This window comes from Mycolicibacterium austroafricanum (assembly GCF_902705885.1).
GTDB lineage: Bacteria > Actinomycetota > Actinomycetes > Mycobacteriales > Mycobacteriaceae > Mycobacterium > Mycobacterium vanbaalenii_A.
The window spans coordinates 87846-110838 of sequence record NZ_CACSIP010000016.1; the positions used below are offsets into that span (position 1 = coordinate 87846).

The following is a 22993-nucleotide window of genomic DNA, read 5'->3' on the forward strand; positions in this document are numbered from 1 at the left end:
GGCTTCAACCATGACCTTCATCCGCGGCGCCTCCGCGATCACCGGTTCTGCCCTCGACCTGCTCACCACCCCGGCGGGGATCGCCGACCCCTACCCCCTCTACGACACTCTGAGGGCCGCGTCGCCGGTTGCCGGCTACCGTGACTGGCCGCCGGGCACCGTGCCCGGAGCCGACGAGCCGGTCACTGCCTGGGCGTTGTTCCGCTACGAACAGATACATGCCGCCGCCCGTGACCCCGAGACGTTCTCCTCACGCGACCCGATCCAGGAAGCTTCGTCTGCACCGAGCCTGATGCTGGTGAACACCGACGCACCTCGCCACACCACCGAGCGCAAGCTGGTCAGTCAGGCGTTCTCACCACGACGGGTGCGACGACTCGACAGCTGGCTCGGCGACCTGACCCCCCATCTGCTGGCCGAACTCGACGGTGACGCCGCAGAGACGGTGGTCGACGTGATGGATTTCGCCGCCGAGGTCCCCACCAGAGCCATGGTCCGGCTACTCGGTCTGCCCCAGGGGGATCATGTCCGCTTCAAACGGTGGGCCAATGCGTTCATGTTGTCGTCGGATCTGACACCCGAGCAACGGATCGCCAGCAACGAGGAAATGGTCGCAGCGTTCGCTTCGCGGTTGGTCGAACACACTGCCCAGCTGGCCGAACGTCCACCCAGCGGCGGCATCGAGGACGCCGAGGACCTGATCTCGGCACTGCTGCGCGCCGAGGTGGACGGTCAGCGGCTGACGCCCGAGGAGATCGTCCGGTTCTGCGTGACGCTCGTCGTGGCCGGCAGTGAGACGACCACCTACCTGATCGGAAACCTGCTGCACGCGCTCGCTCGGGAACCGGCGATCGCCGAACGGGTGCGCGCGGACCGCGCGCTGGTTCCGCTGTTCATCGAGGAGACCATGCGGGTGGACGGACCGCCACAGCGACTGTTCCGGATCGCCACCCGCGATGTGCAGATCGACGGTGCGGACATCCGCAGCGGCGACTGGGTGGCGTTGTTCTTCGGTTCCGCCAACCGCGATCCGGACGTGTTCTCCGACCCGGAGAGGATCGATCTGGACCGCCCGAACATCCGCCAGCAGCTTTCCCTCGGCCATGGTGTGCACTTCTGCCTCGGCGCCCCCCTGGCCCGGTTGGAGGTCACCGCGGTACTCAACGCCGTCCTCGACCGCTATCGGGGCGTCGCGCTGACCGAGGACCCGGGCGACAAGCAGACAGCGAGCCTGCTGACCCATGGATTCGTCCGGCTGCCGATCCGGCTGACCCGATGAGCCGGCGCAACATCGACGCGACTGCGGCGATCTACGCCGCCATCCCGGCGGGTGACCTCGACGGCGCTCTCGTTCACTTGGACCCCGAGATACGGATCACCTACTACGGAACCCCGGCGATCCCGTACGCGGGCGACTACCGGGGCATCGAGCAGGCGTTGACCTTCTTCTCCCGGGTCGGCAGCGCCATCGAGATCGTCGAGATGCAGGCGTGGAAGTTCATCGCCGACGGAGACGATCTGGCGACGTGGGGGCGGCAGCGGTTCCGTCGGCGCGACACCGGTCGCGAATGGGAATCGGAGTTCGCCCACATCATCTCGTTGCGCGACGGCCGCTGGCTGCACTTCCGTGACTTCATGAACTCGGCACTGACGCACCTCGCGTTCAGCGAAGACTGACGGCAGATCAGTACAGGGCGTTGGCGAGGTTACGCCGACCCGCGATCACCTCGGGGTCGGCGGGATCGAACAGCTCGAACAGTTCGATCAGCCGTGACCGGACCTTGGTGCGATCGTCGCCCGTGGTGCGCTTGACCAGTCCGGTCAACCGCTGGAACGCCGCGGCGATGTTCTGCTGCAGGACCTCGACGTCGGCGGCGGCGAACGCCGCCTCGATATCGTCTGGCGACGCGTCGGCGATCGCCACGGCGTCCCGCGGATGCGCGGTGGCCCGCTGCAGGAAACGGATCTGACGCACCGCGCCGTTGGCTTCGGCGTGGTTCGGATTCCCATCGAGGATCGCCTGGTAGGCGGCCAGGGCGGCATCGAAGTCGCCGTTGTCGAGGTGCGTTCGCGCCTGTTCGACCGCCGGGTCGACCTGCTCGGCCTGCTCGGCGTCGCCTGCGCCCGGGAGTTTTCCGGCCGTGGCGTCCAGGAGCGAATCGATCCAGCGGCGCAGCTGCTCAGGCGGCTGCACGCCCTGGAAACTGGACATCGGTTGGCCGGCGGCCAGCGCGACGACGGTGGGAACCGCCTGTACGCCGAACATCTGGGCCACCCGCGGCACGGCGTCGACGTTGACGGTGGCCAGCGACCACTTGGGGCCGTCGGTGGCCGCGAGGCCGGCGAGGGTTTCACCGAGCTGGACGCTCGCATCGCTGCGGGGCGACCACAGCACCACCACCACGGGCACCTCGTTCGAGCGGACCAGTACCTCGGCTTCCAGGTTCGCTTCCGTGATCTCTACTCCGCCGGGCTTACCGGCGGAGGCACCCGACGGCGTGCCCTCACCGGCGGTTGCCCGCTGTTTGAGTGCCGAGAGATCAACTGCACCGGCCATGGCCGGCCCGATTGGGGGTCGTGGACGAGTCACGAGATCAAGTCTGTCACGTCGATTCCGGTGCCGACCGCCCTGGTTGCCCGCCGACTGACACCGCGCTCGGAGTCGCCGCAACCGGCGCCATCCGACCCGTCCGGTCAGCCCATATGAGGAAGATCACACTGCCGAGCGGCACGATACTGGCCAGCAACGCGAGCAACCATGTGCCGAGCCCCCATTTGTGCGCGAGACCGACCAGTAGCGCCGCCACCACGAAGGCGACGAAGACCCCACCGTGCACGGGTCCGAACACCTTCACCCCGACCTCGGTCTGCGGGGAGCCCAGGTATTTGAAGTACATGCCTAGCAGCAGTCCGACCCAGCTGACCGCCTCGGCCAAGGCGATCAACCGGAACCATCCCGCAACACTGCGAACGTCGAATGCGCTTGTCATGGCCGCCATTGTGCCGGAATTCCCGCCCAGCTACTACGTTGCGTCGTTGACTGAGCCTGCTGCTCAGGGACGCCGAAGGATCAGGGCATCTCCCTGGCCGCCGGCGCCACACAGCGCGGCCACCGCATAACCCGGCCGTCCCTTTTCCCCGTCGCTTCGCTCTCCACTCCGGCGCGCCAACTCCAGCGCAGCGTGCAGCGCGATCCTGGCGCCCGACATCCCGATCGGGTGGCCGATGGCGATGGCGCCTCCGTTGGTGTTCACCCGGTCGGGGTCGATACCCAGTTCCTTGGTCGAGGCGAGAGCCACGGCGGAGAAGGCCTCGTTGATCTCGACGACATCGAGGTCGTCGAGACTGATGCCTTCCCTGGCCACTGCTTTGCGGATGGCGTTGGCAGGTTGGCTCTGCAGCGTCGAATCCGGCCCGGCGACGACGCCGTGAGCACCGATCTCACACAACCAGGTCAGCCCCAGTTCCTCAGCTTTTGCCTTGTTCATCACCACGACTGCGCATCCGCCGTCGGAGATCTGGGAGGCAGATCCCGCGGTGATGGTGCCGTCCTTGCGGAACGCGGGCCGCAGACCTGCCAGCGACTGGGCTGTGGTGTCGGCACGGATGCCCTCGTCCTCGGTGAACTCCACCGGATCGCCCTTGCGCTGCGGGATCTTCACCGGCACCACCTCGTCGGCGAAAACGCCGTCCTTCCACGCCGCCGCGGCCTTCTGGTGCGACGCCGCGGCGAACTCGTCCTGCTCGGCGCGGGTGAACTGATCCACGTCGTTGCGCTGCTCGGTCAACGCCCCCATGGGCTGGTCGGTGAAGACGTCGTGCAGACCGTCGTAGGCGAGGTGATCGATCGCCGTGACATCACCGTATTTATAGCCTGACCTGCTGTTCATCAGCAGATGCGGCGCCTGGGTCATCGACTCCTGACCACCGGCGACGACGACGTCGAACTCGCCGGCACGGATCAGTTGATCGGCCAGGGCGATCGCGTCGATCCCCGACAGGCACATCTTGTTGATCGTCAGCGAGGGCACATCCCAGCCGATACCGGCAGCCACCGCCGCCTGGCGCGCCGGCATCTGCCCGGCGCCCGCGGTCAGCACCTGGCCCATGATCACGTACTCCACCGCCGAAGCCGCGACGTTGGCCTTCTCGAGGGCGCCCGCGATGGCCACCGCACCGAGATCACTGCCGGAGAAATCCTTCAGCGAACCCATCAGCTTGCCGACCGGCGTTCGGGCTCCAGCAACAATCACAGACGTCGTCATGCCTACCTCCAAGCAGGTTTCGAGTGGCCAAGCAGGTTTCGAACGGATAGTTCAGGCTATACATCTGGACCTACCTATTCGAAACCGATGTCGTTAGGTTACCTTTGCGATATGACCGCCGAGCAGACTGACGCCCGTCCTGTGCTGGCCACCGCGCTGGTCACCGCCATCGACCACGTCGGCATCGCAGTGCCCGACCTCGACGTTGCGATCAAGTGGTATCACGATCATCTGGGCATGATCGTGCTGCACGAAGAGGTCAACGAAGACCAGGGGGTGCGCGAAGCGATGCTGTCCGTGCGCGGCGCCCCGGTGGGCAGCGCGCAGGTGCAACTGATGGCCCCCATCGACGACACCTGCACGATCGCCAAGTTCATCGACAAGCGTGGCCCGGGCCTGCAGCAGCTGGCCTACCGCGTCAGCGACATCGACGCGCTGACCGCCCGACTGCGCGAGCAGGGTGTGCGGTTGCTCTACGACGCGCCGCGGCGTGGCACCGCCAGCTCGCGGATCAACTTCATCCACCCCAAGGACGCGGGTGGGGTCCTCATCGAGCTCGTCGAGCCGGCCACCGACGACGACGCCGAACACTAGGCCCGCGTCACGACCATCTGCGTGTCGGGCTGCGGGTAGCCCGGTGCGTCCAGCACGCGGTGTGCCAGTGCCTGCGGTCCTCGGCTGCGTCCTGCGCGGTGCCTGAGTCTGCCGGCAGTGCGACCACATGCGCTGTGCCGGGCTTGATCTCGTGGTCGCAACCGGGGCAGCGGTAGATCTTCGTCGCCCTCGCCGCCGGCACCGGCCGGACCTCGTAGTCGTTGCCGTCGGCGCCCACCTCGATGCGCCGGGGCGCAGGCAGCGGGTTCCGACTCGGCGCTTTCCGCCCCACCGCTCGCCGCCGCGCCATCAGAACAGCCTGAACTCGTCGCTGTCCATGCCGCGCATCTTATCGTAATCCAAAGTAAGACAACGGATCCCCCGATCCTCGGCCAAAGTGCGGGCCTGCGGCTTGATCTGCTGGGCCGCGAACACGCCCGCCACCGGGGCCAGCAGCGAGTCGCGGTTGAGCAGGTCGAGATAGCGGGTGAGCTGTTCGACCCCGTCGATCTCACCGCGACGCTTGATCTCCACGGCCACCGAACGGCCCTGCTCGTCACGACAGAGCAGGTCCACCGGGCCGATCGGGGTCATGTACTCGCGCCGAACCAACGTGTACCCGGAGCCGAGCAACTCGACGTGTTCGGCCAGCAGCGCCTGCAGGTGGGCCTCGACGCCGTCCTTGACCAGGCCGGGGTCGACACCCAGTTCGTGGCTGGAATCGTGCTCGATGTCCTCGACGGTGATACGGAGTTGTTCACCGGCCTTGTTCTCGACCACCCACACCGGCGCGGCCCCACCGTCGTCCTCGGTCAACCAGCACGGGGGGCTCATCCAGTTCAGTGGCTTGTAGGCCCGATCGTCGGCGTGCACGCTGACCGACCCGTCGGACTTGAACAACAGCAGTCGGCGAGCCGAGGGTAGATGAGCGGTGAGCCGACCGACATAGTCGACGGTGCACTGGGCGATCACGAGACGCACCCGAACCACCTTAAACGTCGAACAAAAGTCTTGACCCGACACGGTCGTTAGGCTGACGCCACGATGACGGCGAACCGGACGGCGGCACAGCGGCTGGGCCGTGTGCTGGAACGAGTGACCAAACAGAGTGGCAGGGTCGCGGTGACTCCCGAGTTCGGTTCGTGGATCCTCGGCCGCGTTTCCGAGAGCCAAGGCCGCCGCCGGGTGCGGATCCAGCTCATCCTGACCACATTCGTGGTGTTCGCCAACCTGGTCGGAATCGGCGTCGCGGCGCTGGTCGTCACCGTCGCATTCCCCACCCCCAGCGTGTTCGACCGCGACGTCGTCTGGATCACCGCGATCGTCGTTCCGATCTATCTGGCGACCGCGCTGGTGGTCGGGGTGTTCTGGGCGACGCTGCGGGTGATCAAGAACGTGCGGTGGGCGATCGAGGAGCGTCCCCCCACCCGCGAGGACCAGCGGAACACATTCCTGGCACCGTGGCGGCTGACCCGCGTCCTGTTGATCCTCTGGGGCGTCGGCACCATCCTCCTCACCACCCTCTACGGTCTGCAGGACACCGCCTACATCCCGAAGTGGCTACTGGGGGTCAGCTTCCCCGGCATCGTCGTCGCCGCGAGTTGTTATCTGTTCACCGAGTTCGCGCTGCGACCGGTCGCCGCCCAGGCGCTGGAGGCGGGTAAGCCGCCGCGGCGATTCGCCGAGGGCCTCATGGGCCGCACCATGCTGGTGTGGGCGCTGGGGTCGGGGGTGCCCGTGCTCGGCATCTTCCTCGCAGCCGCAATCACGTTGATCCAGCGCAACCTGACACCCACCCAGTTCACGGTCGCGGTGATGATCCTGGCGCTGTTCGCATTGCTCTTCGGGGCGATCCTGATGTGGATTCTGGCCTGGCTCACGGTGACCCCGGTGCGCGTCGTGCGGGCGGCCCTCAACCGGGTCGAGCGGGGAGACCTGGACACCAACCTGGTGGTCTTCGACGGCACAGAGCTGGGCCAGTTGCAGCGCGGGTTCAACTCGATGGTGCACGGGCTGCGGGAACGCGAACGGGTGCGCGATCTGTTCGGGCGTCACGTCGGCCGGGAGGTCGCCGCGCTGGCCGAGCAGGAACGACCCGAATTGGGCGGCGAAGAGCGCTATGCCGCAGTCGTCTTCGTCGACATCATCGGGTCGACCAAGCTGGTGACCAGCCTGCCGGCCGCGGAGGTCGTCGAACTGCTCAACCGGTTCTTCGCGGTGATCGTCGAGGAGGTCGACCGCCACCACGGACTGGTGAACAAGTTCGAGGGTGATGCCGTCCTGGCGGTCTTCGGCGCCCCGGTGTCGCTGCAGCATCCCGAGGACGAGTCACTGGCGGCGGCCCGGGCGATCAGCCGGCGGCTGTGTGAGGAGGTGCCCGAGTGTGAGGCGGGTATCGGCGTCGCCGCCGGACATGTCGTCGCCGGCAACGTCGGCGCATGGGAACGCTTCGAGTACACGGTCATCGGCGAACCCGTCAATGAGGCGGCCCGGCTGTGCGAACTGTCCAAGAACGAACCTTCGCGGCTGGTGGCATCGGGTGCGGTGGTGCGCAATGCCACCGAAACCGAAAGTGCGCATTGGACTCTCGGCGAGTCGGTGACACTGCGCGGATACGACGAGCCGATCCGGCTGGCCACCCCGGTCAGTGCGGACTGACGCGCCGATTGCGGTCCAGCCAGGACCGCGCTTCGTCGACGGCTGCGTCGACCGTGTGGAAGCACACCGCCTGCAGGTCGGGCTCGGAGCGGATGACGATGCCATCGGGGTCCACCAGGTAGCCGACCTTGCCGGCGGACCGTAGCGCGGAACTCATGCCCGACAGCAGCGCCCGTGCGGCGTCGTCGATGTCGTCGACGCGGGACACATCCAGAATCGCGACCTCGAAGTCGTCCCGGTCGCGGTCGGCCACGCGCAGCACCTGCTCTGCGCCGCTGAACAGCAGATCGCCGTGCGTCTCGTAGACCCGAATCCCGCGGCTGGGTTCATGCACGGCGCGCAGCGTTGACCGCGAATCGCGCGCCACCGTCAGGAAGTGCAGACCCAACTGCTCGGACAGGCTGCGGCACAACAGCACTCCGCGCACGCTGTTGCCCTTGTCGTCGAGCCGTGGCGAATACACCCCGATCCCGAGCTGTCCTGGCAGCACCGCGACGATCCCGCCGCCGACGCCGCTCTTGGCGGGCATTCCCACCGCGCTGACCCAATCGCCGGCAGCGTCGTACATCCCGCAGGTGACCATCACCGACAACGTCCGCCGAACCACCGCCGCGCTCAGCACCCGCCGGCCGGTCTGCGGGTTGACGCCGCCGCGGGCGAGCGTGGCGCCGATCTTTGCCAGGTCCGTCGACGTCACGCGCAGCGCGCACTGGCGGAAGTACACGTCGAGCACGTCGTCGGGATCGTCGGCGAGCACTCCGAGACTCTGCAGCATGTAGCCGATCGCGCGGTTGCGGCTGCCGGCAGCCTTCTCGGAGGCATAGACGTCGACGTCCAGTTCCAGACGGTGTCCGACGATCGCCGAGTAGAAGTCCCGGATCAGCGCGAACCTCTCGTCGGGCGAGGCGCCCGGCACCAGTGAGACCGCAGCGATGGCCCCGGCGTTGATCATCGGGTTCTTGGGCGTCTTCGTGATGTGGTCCACGCTGATCTCGTTGAACGCCTCGCCGGAGGGTTCCACGCCGATCTTCGCATCGACGGCGGCCACGCCGATACGCTCGAGCGCCAGCGCGTACGTCAACGGCTTGGAGATCGACTGAATGGTGAATTCGACTGATGCGTCCCCGGATTCATAGATGAAGCCGTCCGCCGACGACAGCGAGAGGCCGAATCCGCTCGGATCGACAGACGCCAGCTCAGGGATGTACTGGGCCAGCTCGCCATCGGCGACACCGGCGTGTTCGGCGCGGATTCCGTCGAGATAGCGCTGCACCAGTTCTGCCACAGCTCGGAGTATGTAGCTTGCACCCCACCTTTGTCATGCCCTGCGCCCTCCGGCTACCGGCGGGCCGGCCACACCGGCGCTCCGAGTTCGCGCGACACCGTGCGCGCCGCGTCGCGAAGCGCGTCGATTTCGGCGGGCTCCAGCGGCCACCTGGCAGCGGGAACCACCAGGCTGATCGCCCCGATCGCCTCCCCCGACGAATCGAATACCGCTGCAGCACAGGCACATTCGCCGATCACGGCTTCCTCGACCTCATGGGCTATGCCGGTGGTTCGCACCGAGTCGAGTTGGCCGGCCAGCACCTCGGGCGCGGTGATCGTCTCACCGGTCATGCTGCGCAACGGCCCCTGCGGGAGTCCACCGGAAGCGAACGCCAGCAACGCCTTGCCCAAAGCGCTGGCATGAGCCGGGATCACGATGCCGACCTCGGGCATCTGACGGGTTCCGTCAGGTCGGGGTTCGTGGGCGACGACGACGACCTCGTCGAACAGCAGCACCGCGGTGCGCACCGCACACCCGGTGCGCCGCGCCAGCCCCTCGGCCCAGATCGCCACCCGCGCACGCAGTTCAAGCGTCTCGAGGTAGACGTTGCCCAACCGCAGCGTCGCCGGACCCAGACGGTAACGGCCCGAATCGAGTTCCTGCTGCACCATTCCGTGCGCGAGCAGGGTGCGGATCAGTCCGTGCACTGTCGACGGCGCAAGATCGATCGCGGCCGCGATCTCCCCCAGGCTCATCCGGCGCCCGCCCTGCAACACAGTGAGGATGCGTAGCGCCCGGTCGACCGCCTGGATCATCTGCTCCCACTTTCGTTGCGCGCACCCCTTGTGCCCCTCGAAGCATAAGCGTATGGTCCAGATCACATTCGACATTATCGAATGCAATCCGATATCGCCGATAGCGAGTCGGGCGGGACCCTCCGGCGGCATTCGTACAACTCACAAGGAGCAAGCATGGACGAGCCCTCACTCCCGCAGAAGCTCGTAGCCGAAGCCCTCGGCACCGCCTTTCTGGTGTTCGTCGGCGTCGGTGCCGTACCAGCCACCCTGATCGTCAACGGCGACGCCCCGTTCACGATGGCGGACCTGGGGATGATCTCCTTCGCGTTCGCCACCATCGTGGTCGCCACCATCTACGCCCTGGGCCACATCTCGGGCAACCACATCAACCCCGCGGTCACCGTCGGACTGGCGGTCACCGGCAACTTCCCGTGGTCGCGGGTGCCCGCCTACATCGGCGCGCAGGTTGTCGGCGCCGTTGCCGGCGCGGCCGCGATCATCGGTGTGCTCGGGATGGCGGCCAGCGACGTCGGCCTCGGCGTCGCCGCCTACTCCAGCGAAACCCCATCGATCCAGGCCTTTTTCGCCGAGTTCGTGGGTACGTTCATTCTTGTGTTCACCGTGTTCGGCGTGATCCACCGCAAGGCTTCCGCCGGGTTCGCCGGAGTGGCGATCGGCCTGGTGGTCTTCGCCGCGATCATCCCCGTCGCCCCCACCACCGGAGCCGCGATCAATCCTGCCCGCACCTTCGGACCGATGTTCGTCCAGCAACTCGCCGGCGGGCAGGTCTCGTGGAGTCAGCTTCCGGTCTACCTCGGCGCGGAGTTCCTCGCCGGCATCCTCGCCGCCGTGACCTACGTCGCGATCTCCCGTACCCGGGCCGACTCCGCACCGGAAAGCCCGGTCGCCGCACCCGCCGATTCCACCCCCCAGACCACCAGCGCAGCCTGAGGAGACAACCCCGTGAAGAAACTCATCAACGACCCCGGCGACGTCGTCGCAGAAGCACTGCACGGCATGGCGCTCGCCCACCCGGAACTGCGAATCGACCACACCCACCGGATCATCTATCGCGGTGATGCCCCGGTGCCCGGCAAGGTCGCGCTCATCTCCGGAGGTGGTTCGGGCCACGAACCGCTGCACGGCGGCTTTGTCGGCGCCGGCATGTTGGACGCGGCGTGCGCCGGCGAGGTCTTCACCTCACCGGTACCCGATCAGATGCTGGAGGCGACCAAGACCGTCGACGGCGGCGCCGGGGTCCTGCACATCGTCAAGAACTACACCGGTGACGTGATGAACTTCGAGATGGCCGCCGAACTCGCGCAGGCCGAGGGCATCGACGTCGAGTCGGTGATCGTCGACGACGACGTCGCCGTACAGGACAGCACCTACACCGCCGGGCGCCGCGGCGTCGGCGCCACGGTGCTGGTGGAGAAACTGGCGGGGGCCGCGGCCGATCAGGGACGCAGCCTGGCCGAGGTGGTCGGGGTCGCCCGGCGGGTCGACGAGTCGGCGCGCAGTATGGGGGTGGCGCTCACGTCGTGCACAGTGCCCGCTGTCGGTCATCCGACCTTCGATCTACCCGACAACGAGATGGAGCTCGGCATCGGGATCCACGGGGAACCGGGCAGGCAGCGACTGCCGATGCAGCCGGCCCGAGCAGTCGCCGAGTTGTTGCTCGAGCCGATCCTCGCCGACCTCGACTTCGCGTCGGATGCCGCCGGCGGCGGTGTCATTCTGTTCGTCAACAGCATGGGAGCCACGCCGCCGCTCGAGCTGTACGTGATGTACTCCGAGATCGCCGCGATTCTCGACAAGGCCGGGGTGTCAGTGGTGCGCTCACTGGTCGGGCCCTACATCACCAGCCTCGACATGGCGGGTTGCTCGGTGACGCTGCTGCGCACCGACGACGATCTGCTGGGTCTGTGGGACCACCCGGTCAACACGCCGGCGCTGCGGAAAGGCTGCTGATGAGCACCGACCAGACCATCGACGTCGCCCTGGTCACCGAATGGCTGCGCGAGTTCGCCCGGGTGATCACCGAGAACGCGCAGTATCTCAGCGATCTCGACGCCGCCATCGGTGACGCCGACCACGGCATCAACATGGACCGCGGCATGACCGCCGTGATCGCGGCCGTCGACGAAGCCCCGCCCACCGACCTTCCGGCGCTGTTCAAGAAGGTCGGCATGACGTTGGTCAGTTCGGTCGGTGGCGCCAGCGGACCGCTGTACGGCACGCTCTTCCTTCGGATGGCCCCGGCGTTCGGTGCGGATACCGCGGGCGCCGCCGAGTTCGCCAAGGCACTGCGCGCCGGAGTCGACGGTGTGGTCGCGCGCGGGCGCGCCGAGGCCGGCGACAAGACGATGTTCGACGCGCTGGCGCCGGCACTGGACGCGCTCGAGGGTGCGCTGGCATCCGGCGACGGTCTCGCCCCCGCGCTGCGGGCAGCCGCATCGGCCGCCGAGCAAGGACGCGACGCCACCGAATCCATGGTCGCGCGCAAGGGCAGAGCCAGCTATCTGGGACAGCGCAGCGTCGGGCACATCGATCCGGGCGCCACCTCCTCGGCGATGCTGATCACCGCGGCGGCAACGGCATTCGGAGCAGGCGGATGAGCGCCACCGGGCTGGTCGGGCTCGTCATCGTCTCGCATAGCCGGGCGCTGGCCCGCGCGGCCGTGGGGCTCGCTCAGGAGATGGTGCACGGCAAGCAGCTGAAGATCACCATCGCCGCCGGGCTCGACGACACGACGTTCGGCACCGACGCCACCCAGATCGTCGAAGCCATCACCGCCGCTGATCAGGGCGCCGGCGTGGTGGTGCTGATGGACCTCGGAAGTGCGGTGCTCTCCGCAGAACTCGCACTCGATCTGCTCGACGACGAACTTCGCGGGCGGGTGGTGCTGTGCCCCGCTCCGCTGGTCGAGGGGTTGGTCGTCGCAGCCGTCGCGGCGGCCGGGGGCGCCACCATCGACGAAGTGGTGGCCGAGGCGGCCGGCGCGCTGGCCGGCAAGATCGGCCATCTCGATCCGGCACCCGCAGCGGCGGTGTCCGCGGACGCCCCCGCCGGAGCCGACGAACTGACCGGCCAGTTCGTCGTCACCAATCCGCACGGGCTCCATGCCAGGCCCGCCGCCCGGCTCGTTCAGGAGGCACGCAAGCGCGATGCCCGGGTTTCGATCCGCAACCGCTCGACCGACTCGGAATGGGTTGCAGCAGGCAGTCTGTCGAAGATCGCGACGCTGGGGGTGCGAAGCGGTCACGAGGTCGAGGTGCGCGTCTCCGGCAGCCAGGCCGCGGAGGCGTTGGACCATGTCCTGGCGTTGGCGGCCCGACACTTCGACGAGCCGCTGACCGAGCCGCCCGTCGCCGCCGAGCCGGTCGGCACGCGCCAGGGTCCGATCGGCGCGGCCCCCGGTCTGGGCATCGGGCCGGCCCGGTCGGCGCGGCTGCGGCCGATCGCGATTCCGGACACCGCCGCCGAAGACCCCGCCACCGAATGGCGACGGGTGAGCAAGGCCATCGCCGGTGTTCGGCGTGCCATCGGCCAGCTGCGCACCCATACCGCGCGCGAGGTCGGCGAGACCGAGGCGTCGATCTTCGACGCCCACCAATTGCTGCTCGATGACACCGAGTTGCTCGACGGTGTCCGCGCCCGCATCGACGCCGGCGGCTCAGCGGTAGCGGCGTGGTCGCAGACTGTGGCCGCGCTGGCCGCCGAGTTCACGGCGCTGCCCGATCCCTATTTGAGGGCACGAGCCGAGGACGTCACCGCGGTGGGTGACCAGGTGCTGCGGGCCATGCTCGGCTCGGCGACCTCGACAGTGGACACCACCGGGGTCCTCATCGCCGCCGACCTCACCCCGGCCGAAGCCGCCGAGCTGGTACCCGAACAGGTGGCCGCCGTGGTTCTGGCCTTCGGTAGCCCGCATGCCCACAACGTCATCCTGCTGCGCGCCAAGGGAATCCCTGCCGTCGTCGGCGCCGGACCGGCCGCACTGCACATCGCCGAAGGCACCGTGGTGGCGGTGGACGGCACCAGCGGCGAGGTCATCGTCGACCCACCCGACGATCTCCGCCGCCGCTTCGGTGACCGGGTCGCGGCGCTGGCACGTCGGCAGAGCACGGCCAGGGCGCGGGCGGCCGAACCGGCGATCACCACCGATGGAAGGGTGGTGCGGGTAGGGGCGAATCTCGGTTCGGTGGACGACGCCAGGGCGGCGGTGGCCGCCGGCGCCGACTTCGCGGGCCTGATCCGCACCGAGTTCCTGTTCCTCGGCCGGCCCGATGCGCCGGATGTCGAGGAACAGACCGCGGTGTACCGCAAGATCGCCGAATCGATGGACGGTAGACGAATCACGCTGCGCACCTTGGACGTCGGCGGTGACAAACCGTTGGAGTTCCTGCCGACGCCTGCAGAGGCCAACCCGTTTCTCGGGGTGCGCGGTATCCGGCTGTCCCTGCAGCATCGGCAACTGTTGACCGACCAACTACTGGCCATGGCCCGGGTGGCACACCAGACACCGGTCAGCGTGATGTTTCCGATGGTGAGCACGCTCGACGAGTTGTTCGCCGCCCGCGGTCTCCTCGACGAAGCGCTGGCCGCGACCGGGCGTGGGCGCCCGCAGGATCTGCAGGTCGGGATGATGGTGGAGGTGCCGGCCGCGGCACTCAAAGCCGCGGCGTTCGCACGGCATGTGGATTTCTTCTCGATCGGCACCAACGACCTCACCCAGTACGCGCTGGCCGCCGACCGCAACAACGAGGCGGTCGCGGCGATCGGCGACACCTTCGACCCCGGCCTGCTGGCGCTGATCCGCAGCACCTGCCAGGGTGCCGCCGGCCAGGCCTCGGTATCGGTGTGCGGTGAGTTCGCCGCCGACGAGCGCGCCGCCGGGTTGCTGGTCGGGTTGGGCGTCGAGGCGTTGTCGGTGTCCCCGCCGGCCATCGCGTCGACCAAGGAAGCGGTGCGGGCAGTGGACAGTCGGAACGCGGCCGTCGCGGCCACGGCGGCACTGTCGGCCGACAGCGCGTCCGCGGTGCGGGAGCAGCTGAATCCCGGGTAGAAAGAACCATGGCCGGTTCCGACGCGCACTTCTACCGGGCGGAAGACGGTTCGGGACTTCCGCACGACCCGCTCAACGCGATCATCGGCCCTCGGCCGATCGGCTGGATCTCGTCGCTCAGCGCCACGGGAGCACCCAACCTCGCCCCCTACAGCTTCTTCAACGCGTTCAACTACAGGCCGCCGATCATCGGCTTCGCCTCTATCGGCTGGAAGGACACCGTTTCGAACATCGACGCCACCGGCGAGTTCGTGTGGAACCTCGCCACCCGTCCGCTGGCCGCAGCGATGAACGAGACATCGGCCTCGATTCCACCCGACGCCGACGAGTTCGTCCGTAGTGGACTGACCCCGGTGCCCGCCAAAGTCATTGTGGGACAGCGGGTGCTCGAATCTCCGGTCAACTTCGAGTGCAAACTCACCCAGATGGTTCAGCTGAGCAGCATCGACGGCAGCGCCGTCTCCACGTGGCTGGTCCTCGGCCAAGTGGTCGCCGTTCACATCGATCAACAGTTCTTGGTCGACGGTGTCTACGACACGGCGGCCGCGCAACCCATCCTGCGCGCGGGTGGACTCGGCAACTACGCCGAGGTGCTGCCCGAGACGATGTTCACGATGATCCGACCCGACGACCGCTAGCGTGTGCCGCGCCGTCGAGGCCGTGGCTTCGCGGGGCGGGGATCGGACGGGCACATCTGGGCAATGCCAGCGTGCATGTTCCTGGCCATCGATGTCGCTTTTCCGCCAGTGATGTCGGTGCCCACGTGTAAGTGTCAATGTCATGCACACCGACTTCGACCGCTGCTACCGGGCCGTCCAGGCCAAGGACGCGAGGTTCGACGGTTGGTTCGTCACCGCTGTGCTCACCACCAAGATCTATTGTCGGCCCAGCTGCCCGGTGCGGCCGCCGTTCGCCCGCAACATCTGTTTTCATCCCACCGCGGCCTCGGCCCAGCGGGCCGGCTTCCGGGCCTGTAAGCGGTGTCGGCCGGATGCCTCCCCCGGCTCACCCGAGTGGAACGTGCGCGGTGACGTCGTGGCCCGTGCGATGCGGCTGATCGCCGACGGCACCGTCGACCGGGACGGCGTCACGGGTCTGGCGGCCCGGCTGGGGTACACGGTGCGCCAGCTCGAACGCCTCATGCACGCTGAGGTGGGGGCGGCGCCGCTGGCGCTGGCCCGGGCACAGCGGGCCCAGATGGCACGGGTGCTCATCGAGACCACCGAGATGCCGTTCAGCGACGTCGCCTTCGCGGCCGGGTTCTCCAGCATCCGCCAGTTCAACGACACCCTGCGCACGGTGTGCGACCTGACACCGACGTCGCTACGCGCAAGAGCGAGAGCCCGTTTCGGCGGCGACGACACTCTCGGCACCGGCGTGATGACGCTGCGGCTGCCGGTGCGGACTCCGTTCGCCTATGAAGGACTGTTCGGCCATCTGGCGGCATCGACCGTGCCCGGCGTCGAGGAGGTGCGCGACGGCACGTATCGGCGGACGCTGGGCCTGCCGCACGGCACCGGGATCGTGAGCCTGCAGCCCCATCCGGACCATGTCCGGTGCCGGCTTGTGGTCGACGACTTTCGTGACGTGTCCGCTGCCATCGCCCGGTGCCGACGGCTGCTGGATCTGGACGCCGATCCCGAGGCCATCGTGGCGGCGCTCGGCGCCGACGAGGAGCTCGGCACGTTGGTCGCCAAGGCGCCCGGCCAGCGTATTCCCCGCACGGTCGACGAGCACGAGCTCGCCCTGCGGGTCGTCCTCGGTCAGCAGGTGTCGATGGCGGCGGCGCGCACCCACGCCAGACGTATCGTGGCGGCCTACGGTCGTCCGATCAAGGACGCCGAAGGCCAGTTGACCCATGTGTTCCCCACTGTCGCAGACCTTTCGGACATCGACGAGCGGCTTCTGGCTTTTCCGAGGGCCAGGCGGCGCACGCTGACAGCGCTGGTCACCGCGTTGCAGGATGGAGAGGTCGTGCTCGACTCCGGATGTGATTGGACGCTGGCACGCGAACAGCTCCTCAGACTTCCCGGCATCGGTCCCTGGACCGCGGAGATGGTCGCCATGCGCGGCCTCGGCGATCCGGACGCGTTCCCGGCCACCGATCTGGGGGTGGTGGCGGCGGCGCGTCAGCTCGGGTTGCCGACGGCGCCGAAGGATCTGATGGAGCGCAGCAACCGATGGCAGCCGTGGCGTTCCTACGCCACCCAACATCTCTGGACCGCACTCGACCACGCCGTGAACCAATGGCCACCGAAGGAGAAATGATGGAACCTATCCGATACCGCACCATGGACAGTCCGGTCGGCACGCTGACGCTCGCCGGCGTGGACGGGCGGCTACGGCACCTGCGCATGGTGGATCAGACCTATGAACCCAACCGCGTCGGATGGGAGCGTGACGACAGTGCGTTCGCCGAGGCCGTCCTTCAGCTCGAGGAGTACTTCAACGGAGCACGGACAGAGTTCGAGCTGGAGCTGGACCTCGTGGGCACTGCGTTTCAGCGCCGCGTATGGGCGGCACTGATGACGATCCCGTATGGAGAGACACGGTCATACGGCCAGATCGCCAAGCAGCTCGACGCCCCGGGCGCCTTCCGGGCCGTCGGACTCGCCAACGGCCACAACCCGATCGGCATCGTCGTGCCATGCCATCGCGTCATCGGGGCGAACGGAAGCCTCACCGGATATGGCGGCGGCCTCGAAAGAAAAAAGGCACTTCTCGACATGGAGAAGCAGAAAGTCGCACCTGTGGCGACGCTGTTCGACTGAACCAGAATAGGTACAGAAATGCCTTTGCCCCCCAATAGAATTGGGGGGCAAAGGACTTAAAATGTGTTCGGCGGTGTCCTACTTTTCCACCCGTGTGGGTAGTATCATCGGCGCTGGCAGGCTTAGCTTCCGGGTTCGGGATGGGTCCGGGCGTTTCCCTGCCGCTATGGACCGCCGTAACTTTATTCACTCGTTTTTGAGTGCCACCCCTGGTGTTGTGGGGTGGGGGTGTTTTTTGGTGGTGGGGTGTGAATCGTGGTTGATTCTTGTGTGGTGTGGTTGCGAGGTTTTGTTGTTGTTGTAAGTTTTCGGCCGGTTAGTGCCAGTTCCCTGCGCCTATTGCTAGGTGTGTAGGTCTGGTCTATCGATCCCGTGGTCTGCGGGGGGCCTTATCCCACTTAATGGGTGAGAAGCCTGGTCTTGGAGGGGGTTTCCCGCTTAGATGCTTTCAGCGGTTATCCTGTCCGAACGTGGCTATCCAGCGGTGCCCCTGGTGGGACAACTGGTGTACCAGAGGTTCGTCCGTCCCGGTCCTCTCGTACTAGGGACAGGTTTCCTCAAGCTTCTGACGCGCGCGGCGGATAGAGACCGAACTGTCTCACGACGTTCTAAACCCAGCTCGCGTGCCGCTTTAATGGGCGAACAGCCCAACCCTTGGGACCTGCTCCAGCCCCAGGATGCGACGAGCCGACATCGAGGTGCCAAACCATCCCGTCGATATGGACTCTTGGGGAAGATCAGCCTGTTATCCCCGGGGTACCTTTTATCCGTTGAGCGACACCCCTTCCACTCGGGGGTGCCGGATCACTAGTCCCGACTTTCGTCCCTGCTTGACATGTACGTCTCGCAGTCAAGCTCCCTTGTGCACTTACACTCAACACCTGATTGCCGTCCAGGTTGAGGGAACCTTTGGGCGCCTCCGTTACTTTTTAGGAGGCAACCGCCCCAGTTAAACTACCCGCCAGGCACTGTCCCTGAACCGGATATACGGTTCGAGGTTAGAGGCCCAATACGATCAGAGTGGTATTTCAACAACGACTCCACAACCACTGGCGTGGCCGCTTCACAGTCTCCCACCTATCCTACACAAACCGTATCGAGCACCAATACCAAGTTGTAGTGAAGGTCCCGGGGTCTTTTCGTCCTGCCGCGCGTAACGAGCATCTTTACTCGTAATGCAATTTCGCCGAGTCTATGGTTGAGACAGTTGAGAAGTCGTTACGCCATTCGTGCAGGTCGGAACTTACCCGACAAGGAATTTCGCTACCTTAGGATGGTTATAGTTACCACCGCCGTTTACTGGGGCTTAAATTCTCCGCTTCACCCCGAGGGGTTAACGGGTCCTCTTAACCTTCCAGCACCGGGCAGGCGTCAGTCCGTATACATCGTCTTGCGACTTCGCACGGACCTGTGTTTTTAGTAAACAGTCGCTTCTCACTGGTTTGTGCCACCCCCCACCGCTGCCCACCGCAAGGGTGTTGACGGTACGGGGGTCCCCCTTCTCCCGAAGTTACGGGGGCATTTTGCCGAGTTCCTTAACCATAGTTCACTCGTACGCCTTGGTATTCTCTACCTGACCACCTGTGTTGGTTTGGGGTACGGGCCGTGTGTGTGCTCGCTAGAGGCTTTTCTCGACAGCTTAGGATCACCGAATTCGCCTCAATCGGCTATGCATCACCTCTCAGACACATGAACGACGGATTTATCTATCGTTCGTCCTACAGGTTTACCCCAGTATTACCACTGACTGGTACGGCTACCTTCCTGCGTCACCCCATCGCTTGACTACTACCACCGAAGGTTCCGCGCAGCCCCAGAAACCGTCACCCCGAAGGGATCAGTGTCTCTGGTTTTGGGCGGTTAGTACCGGTGATTCGTCAGGGACGCCCACACACGGGTACGGGAATATCAACCCGTTGTCCATCGACTACGCCTGTCGGCCTCGCCTTAGGTCCCGACTCACCCTGGGCGGACTGGCCTGGCCCAGGAACCCTTGGTCTTTCGGCGGGCAAGGTTCTCACTTGCCTAATCGCTACTCATGCCTGCATTCTCACTCCCACACCCTCCACCACTAGATCACTCTGTGGCTTCACCGGATGCAGGACGCTCCCCTACCCAGCCAAACAAGTTTGGCTGCCGCGGCTTCGGCGGTGTGCTTGAGCCCCGCTACATTATCGGCGCACAATCACTTGACCAGTGAGCTATTACGCACTCTTTCAAGGGTGGCTGCTTCTAAGCCAACCTCCTGGTTGTCTCTGCGACTGCACATCCTTTTCCACTTAGCACACGCTTAGGGGCCTTAGCCGGCGATCTGGGCTGTTTCCCTCTCGACGCACGGAGCTTATCCCCCGCCGTCTCACTGCCGCATTACACCGTGTCGGCATTCGGAGTTTGGCTGACGTCAGTAACCTTGTGAGGCCCATCGGCCATCCAGTAGCTCTACCTCCGACACGAACACTGCGACGCTGCACCTAAATGCATTTCGGGGAGAACCAGCTATCACGGAGTTTGATTGGCCTTTCACCCCTACCCACAGCTCATCCCCTCAGTCTTCAACCTAAGTGGGTTCGGGCCTCCACAACATCTTACTGCTGCTTCACCCTGGCCATGGGTAGATCACTCCGCTTCGGGTCCAGAACACACCACTACACCAACCCCTACGGATCGGATACGCCCTATTCAGACTCGCTTTCGCTACGGCTACCCCACACGGGTTAACCTCGCGACATGTCCCTGACTCGCAGGCTCATTCTTCAAAAGGCACGCCATCACCCCACCACGAAGGAGGGCTCTGACGGATTGTAAGCGCACGGTTTCAGGTACTATTTCACTCCCCTCCCGGGGTACTTTTCACCATTCCCTCACGGTACTAATCCGCTATCGGTCACTGAGAAGTATTCAGGCTTACCGGGTGGTCCCGGCAGATTCACAGCAGATTCCACGGGCCCGCTGCTACTCGGGGACACCGTCACAACAGAGAACATGTTTTCGTCTACGGGGCTCTCACCCACTACGGCAGACCATCCCAGGCCACTTCAACTAACACGAACCTTTATCACTGTTGCCCAGACCGGCAGATCTGAGAAGACGAACCCCACAACACCGCACACACAACCCCTGCCGGGTATCACATGCACACGGTTTAGCCATCCTCCGCTTTCGCTCGCCACTACTCACGGAATCACTTTTGTTTTCTCTTCCTACGGGTACTGAGATGTTTCACTTCCCCGCGTTCCCCCCCGCACCCTATGTATTCAGGTACGGGTGACACGACATCACTCGCGCCGGGTTTCCCCATTCGGACATCCTCGGATCCACGCTCGGTTGGCAGCTCCCCGAGGCATATCGCAGCCTCCCACGTCCTTCATCGGCTCTCAGTGCCAAGGCATCCACCATGCGCCCTTAAACACTTACAACACAAAACCAAAAAAATGAGTCATCACCCACACACACCCCAACCCCTCCAAAGAAGGAGCCAGACCATGCGCGGGTATCAGAAAAATTTGCATTACACCAAACACACAAGCCACAAAACCTGTGCGTTCAGATGCTCGCAACCACTATCCACAAATCAAACACCACACCCCACCACCAAAGCAGGGCAACAACACTCCGACTCCACCAACGTGAAGCCACCCCGAAGGGCACGGGCTTGTTGTCTCAAAGCCCAATAGTGTGTCCGGCAGCCATTTTCGACCAGGAATACCACCCCCCCAAAAAAGGGGGGCCGTCCCGACCCGGTCAGTTGCTTGTTTTATCTCGCTTTATGCACCAGACCCCCACCCACTACAGGCGAAGGCCATCCACAGAATCGCCCAGAACTCGGTGAACCGCGATATGCGGGCCGGCCTGAGTCTTGTGGTGCTCCTTAGAAAGGAGGTGATCCAGCCGCACCTTCCGGTACGGCTACCTTGTTACGACTTCGTCCCAATCGCCGATCCCACCTTCGACGGCTCCCTCCCACAAGGGGTTAGGCCACCGGCTTCGGGTGTTACCGACTTTCATGACGTGACGGGCGGTGTGTACAAGGCCCGGGAACGTATTCACCGCAGCGTTGCTGATCTGCGATTACTAGCGACTCCGACTTCACGGGGTCGAGTTGCAGACCCCGATCCGAACTGAGACCGGCTTTGAAAGGATTCGCTCCACCTCACGGCATCGCAGCCCTTTGTACCGGCCATTGTAGCATGTGTGAAGCCCTGGACATAAGGGGCATGATGACTTGACGTCATCCCCACCTTCCTCCGAGTTGACCCCGGCAGTCTCTCACGAGTCCCCACCATAACGTGCTGGCAACATGAGACAAGGGTTGCGCTCGTTGCGGGACTTAACCCAACATCTCACGACACGAGCTGACGACAGCCATGCACCACCTGCACACAGGCCACAAGGGAACCGATATCTCTACCGGCGTCCTGTGCATGTCAAACCCAGGTAAGGTTCTTCGCGTTGCATCGAATTAATCCACATGCTCCGCCGCTTGTGCGGGCCCCCGTCAATTTCTTTGAGTTTTAGCCTTGCGGCCGTACTCCCCAGGCGGGGTACTTAATGCGTTAGCTACGGCACGGATCCCAAGGAAGGAAACCCACACCTAGTACCCACCGTTTACGGCGTGGACTACCAGGGTATCTAATCCTGTTCGCTCCCCACGCTTTCGCTCCTCAGCGTCAGTTACTGCCCAGAGACCCGCCTTCGCCACCGGTGTTCCTCCTGATATCTGCGCATTCCACCGCTACACCAGGAATTCCAGTCTCCCCTGCAGTACTCCAGTCTGCCCGTATCGCCCGCACGCCCACAGTTAAGCTGTGAGTTTTCACGAACAACGCGACAAACCACCTACGAGCTCTTTACGCCCAGTAATTCCGGACAACGCTCGGACCCTACGTATTACCGCGGCTGCTGGCACGTAGTTGGCCGGTCCTTCTTCTGCAGGTACCGTCACTTGCGCTTCGTCCCTACTGAAAGAGGTTTACAACCCGAAGGCCGTCATCCCTCACGCGGCGTCGCTGCATCAGGCTTGCGCCCATTGTGCAATATTCCCCACTGCTGCCTCCCGTAGGAGTCTGGGCCGTATCTCAGTCCCAGTGTGGCCGGTCACCCTCTCAGGCCGGCTACCCGTCGTCGCCTTGGTAAGCCATAACCTCACCAACAAGCTGATAGGCCGCGGGCCCATCCCACACCGCAAAAGCTTTCCCCCACCAGTCATGCAACCAGCAGGAAATATTCGGTATTAGACCCAGTTTCCCAGGCTTATCCCAAAGTGCAGGGCAGATCACCCACGTGTTACTCACCCGTTCGCCACTCGAGTACCCCGAAGGGCCTTTCCGTTCGACTTGCATGTGTTAAGCACGCCGCCAGCGTTCGTCCTGAGCCAGAATCAAACTCTCCAAACAAAAACTTCTCGCACCCAAAAGCACAAGCAGAATTCGAATCAGAACAAGCCTGACCTAACAAAAAGACACCAAAAACTGGCATCAAAAACAGTCACACCCCCAAACGGGAAAATGCAGGCATGACCAAAAAACAAACAAAAACCACCAAACACACTATTGAGTTCTCAAACAACACACCCG

Annotated in this window: 18 protein-coding genes and 3 rRNA genes; 11 read left to right on the forward strand and 10 right to left on the reverse strand. The window is 65.0% G+C overall.

Annotated features, from left to right (window positions below; genetic code table 11):
• Positions 1-10: 10 nt before the first annotated feature.
• Positions 11-1279: a cytochrome P450 gene (locus BEMPMBAN_RS12695; RefSeq protein ID WP_159230735.1), complete on the forward strand. Its 1269-nt coding sequence runs from the start codon at positions 11-13 to the stop codon at positions 1277-1279.
• Positions 1276-1677, forward strand: coding sequence for a nuclear transport factor 2 family protein (locus tag BEMPMBAN_RS12700; protein WP_200845959.1), 402 nt, complete (start codon positions 1276-1278; stop codon positions 1675-1677). The genes BEMPMBAN_RS12695 and BEMPMBAN_RS12700 overlap by 4 nt, the downstream gene beginning before the upstream one ends.
• Positions 1678-1684: 7 nt before the next feature.
• On the opposite strand, the gene BEMPMBAN_RS12705 is transcribed toward BEMPMBAN_RS12700, so the two are convergent.
• Genes BEMPMBAN_RS12705 through BEMPMBAN_RS12715 form a run of 3 tightly spaced genes read right to left on the reverse strand, consistent with a single transcriptional unit; the run spans position 1685 to position 4265 of the window.
• The gene (locus BEMPMBAN_RS12705; protein ID WP_159230736.1) at positions 1685-2590 is read right to left on the reverse strand and encodes a tetratricopeptide repeat protein; all 906 of its coding nucleotides are present in this window, start codon (positions 2588-2590) and stop codon (positions 1685-1687) included.
• 13 nt (positions 2591-2603) lie between these two features.
• A complete protein-coding gene (locus BEMPMBAN_RS12710) occupies positions 2604-2999 on the reverse strand; it encodes a DUF3817 domain-containing protein (RefSeq protein ID WP_159230737.1) in 396 nt (131 codons plus the stop codon).
• A 54-nt stretch (positions 3000-3053) separates the two neighbouring features.
• Positions 3054-4265, reverse strand: a complete 1212-nt coding sequence (locus tag BEMPMBAN_RS12715) for an acetyl-CoA C-acetyltransferase (protein ID WP_159230738.1) — start codon at positions 4263-4265, stop codon at positions 3054-3056.
• A 111-nt stretch (positions 4266-4376) separates the two neighbouring features.
• Between BEMPMBAN_RS12715 and mce the strand changes: the two genes are divergently transcribed.
• The gene (gene mce / locus BEMPMBAN_RS12720) at positions 4377-4859 is read left to right on the forward strand and encodes a methylmalonyl-CoA epimerase (protein ID WP_159230739.1); all 483 of its coding nucleotides are present in this window, start codon (positions 4377-4379) and stop codon (positions 4857-4859) included.
• Positions 4860-4866: 7 nt separating this feature from the next.
• Here mce and BEMPMBAN_RS12725 read toward each other — a convergent pair whose 3' ends face one another.
• Complete coding sequence (locus BEMPMBAN_RS12725) at positions 4867-5169, reverse strand: Rv1322 family protein (protein ID WP_159230740.1); 303 nt, start codon at positions 5167-5169, stop codon at positions 4867-4869.
• Positions 5169-5840 (reverse strand): endonuclease NucS, encoded by a 672-nt coding sequence (nucS, locus tag BEMPMBAN_RS12730; RefSeq protein ID WP_200845960.1) that lies wholly within the window; start codon positions 5838-5840, stop codon positions 5169-5171. Before nucS ends, BEMPMBAN_RS12725 begins: the two co-directional genes overlap by 1 nt.
• Positions 5841-5903: 63 nt before the next feature.
• On the opposite strand from nucS, the gene BEMPMBAN_RS12735 reads away from it, so the two are divergent.
• Positions 5904-7517 (forward strand): adenylate/guanylate cyclase domain-containing protein, encoded by a 1614-nt coding sequence (locus tag BEMPMBAN_RS12735; RefSeq protein WP_159230741.1) that lies wholly within the window; start codon positions 5904-5906, stop codon positions 7515-7517.
• Here the strand turns inward: BEMPMBAN_RS12735 and glsA are convergent.
• Both glsA and BEMPMBAN_RS12745 read right to left on the reverse strand, forming a co-directional pair.
• Positions 7504-8802, reverse strand: a complete 1299-nt coding sequence (gene glsA / locus BEMPMBAN_RS12740) for a glutaminase A (RefSeq protein ID WP_159230742.1) — start codon at positions 8800-8802, stop codon at positions 7504-7506. The two genes, BEMPMBAN_RS12735 and glsA, sit on opposite strands and share 14 nt — an antisense overlap.
• A 53-nt stretch (positions 8803-8855) precedes the next feature.
• Entirely contained in the window at positions 8856-9599 is a 744-nt protein-coding gene (locus BEMPMBAN_RS12745) for an IclR family transcriptional regulator (protein ID WP_159230743.1), read from the reverse strand.
• A gap of 156 nt (positions 9600-9755) precedes the next feature.
• On the opposite strand from BEMPMBAN_RS12745, the gene BEMPMBAN_RS12750 reads away from it, so the two are divergent.
• The 7 genes from BEMPMBAN_RS12750 (at position 9756) to BEMPMBAN_RS12780 (ending at position 17420) form a co-directional block, all read left to right on the forward strand.
• Positions 9756-10532 carry an MIP/aquaporin family protein gene (locus BEMPMBAN_RS12750; protein WP_159230744.1) on the forward strand — a complete coding sequence of 259 codons (777 nt, stop codon included), beginning with the start codon at positions 9756-9758 and terminating at the stop codon, positions 10530-10532.
• Positions 10533-10544: 12 nt separating this feature from the next.
• Positions 10545-11552: a dihydroxyacetone kinase subunit DhaK gene (dhaK, locus tag BEMPMBAN_RS12755; RefSeq protein WP_159230745.1), complete on the forward strand. Its 1008-nt coding sequence runs from the start codon at positions 10545-10547 to the stop codon at positions 11550-11552.
• Positions 11552-12199, forward strand: a complete 648-nt coding sequence (dhaL, locus tag BEMPMBAN_RS12760; protein ID WP_425294968.1) for a dihydroxyacetone kinase subunit DhaL — start codon at positions 11552-11554, stop codon at positions 12197-12199. Before dhaK ends, dhaL begins: the two co-directional genes overlap by 1 nt.
• The gene (gene ptsP, locus BEMPMBAN_RS12765; protein ID WP_159230746.1) at positions 12196-14649 is read left to right on the forward strand and encodes a phosphoenolpyruvate--protein phosphotransferase; all 2454 of its coding nucleotides are present in this window, start codon (positions 12196-12198) and stop codon (positions 14647-14649) included. Before dhaL ends, ptsP begins: the two co-directional genes overlap by 4 nt.
• An 8-nt stretch (positions 14650-14657) precedes the next feature.
• On the forward strand, positions 14658-15287 hold the full coding sequence (locus tag BEMPMBAN_RS12770) for a flavin reductase family protein (RefSeq protein WP_159230747.1): 630 nt from the start codon (positions 14658-14660) through the stop codon (positions 15285-15287).
• Between the two features lie 142 nt (positions 15288-15429).
• Positions 15430-16917 (forward strand): DNA-3-methyladenine glycosylase 2 family protein, encoded by a 1488-nt coding sequence (locus BEMPMBAN_RS12775; RefSeq protein ID WP_159230748.1) that lies wholly within the window; start codon positions 15430-15432, stop codon positions 16915-16917.
• A complete protein-coding gene (locus BEMPMBAN_RS12780) occupies positions 16917-17420 on the forward strand; it encodes a methylated-DNA--[protein]-cysteine S-methyltransferase (protein ID WP_159230749.1) in 504 nt (167 codons plus the stop codon). Before BEMPMBAN_RS12775 ends, BEMPMBAN_RS12780 begins: the two co-directional genes overlap by 1 nt.
• 65 nt (positions 17421-17485) lie before the next feature.
• On the opposite strand, the gene rrf is transcribed toward BEMPMBAN_RS12780, so the two are convergent.
• The 3 genes from rrf to BEMPMBAN_RS12795 all read right to left on the reverse strand — a co-directional run bounded on the left by rrf (position 17486) and on the right by BEMPMBAN_RS12795 (position 22813).
• Positions 17486-17599, reverse strand: a 5S ribosomal RNA gene (rrf, locus tag BEMPMBAN_RS12785).
• 117 nt (positions 17600-17716) lie between these two features.
• A 23S ribosomal RNA gene (locus BEMPMBAN_RS12790) occupies positions 17717-20836 on the reverse strand.
• A 456-nt stretch (positions 20837-21292) separates the two neighbouring features.
• Positions 21293-22813, reverse strand: a 16S ribosomal RNA gene (locus BEMPMBAN_RS12795).
• Together the 16S, 23S and 5S rRNA genes form the textbook arrangement of a ribosomal RNA operon.
• Between the last annotated feature and the right edge of the window lie 180 nt (positions 22814-22993).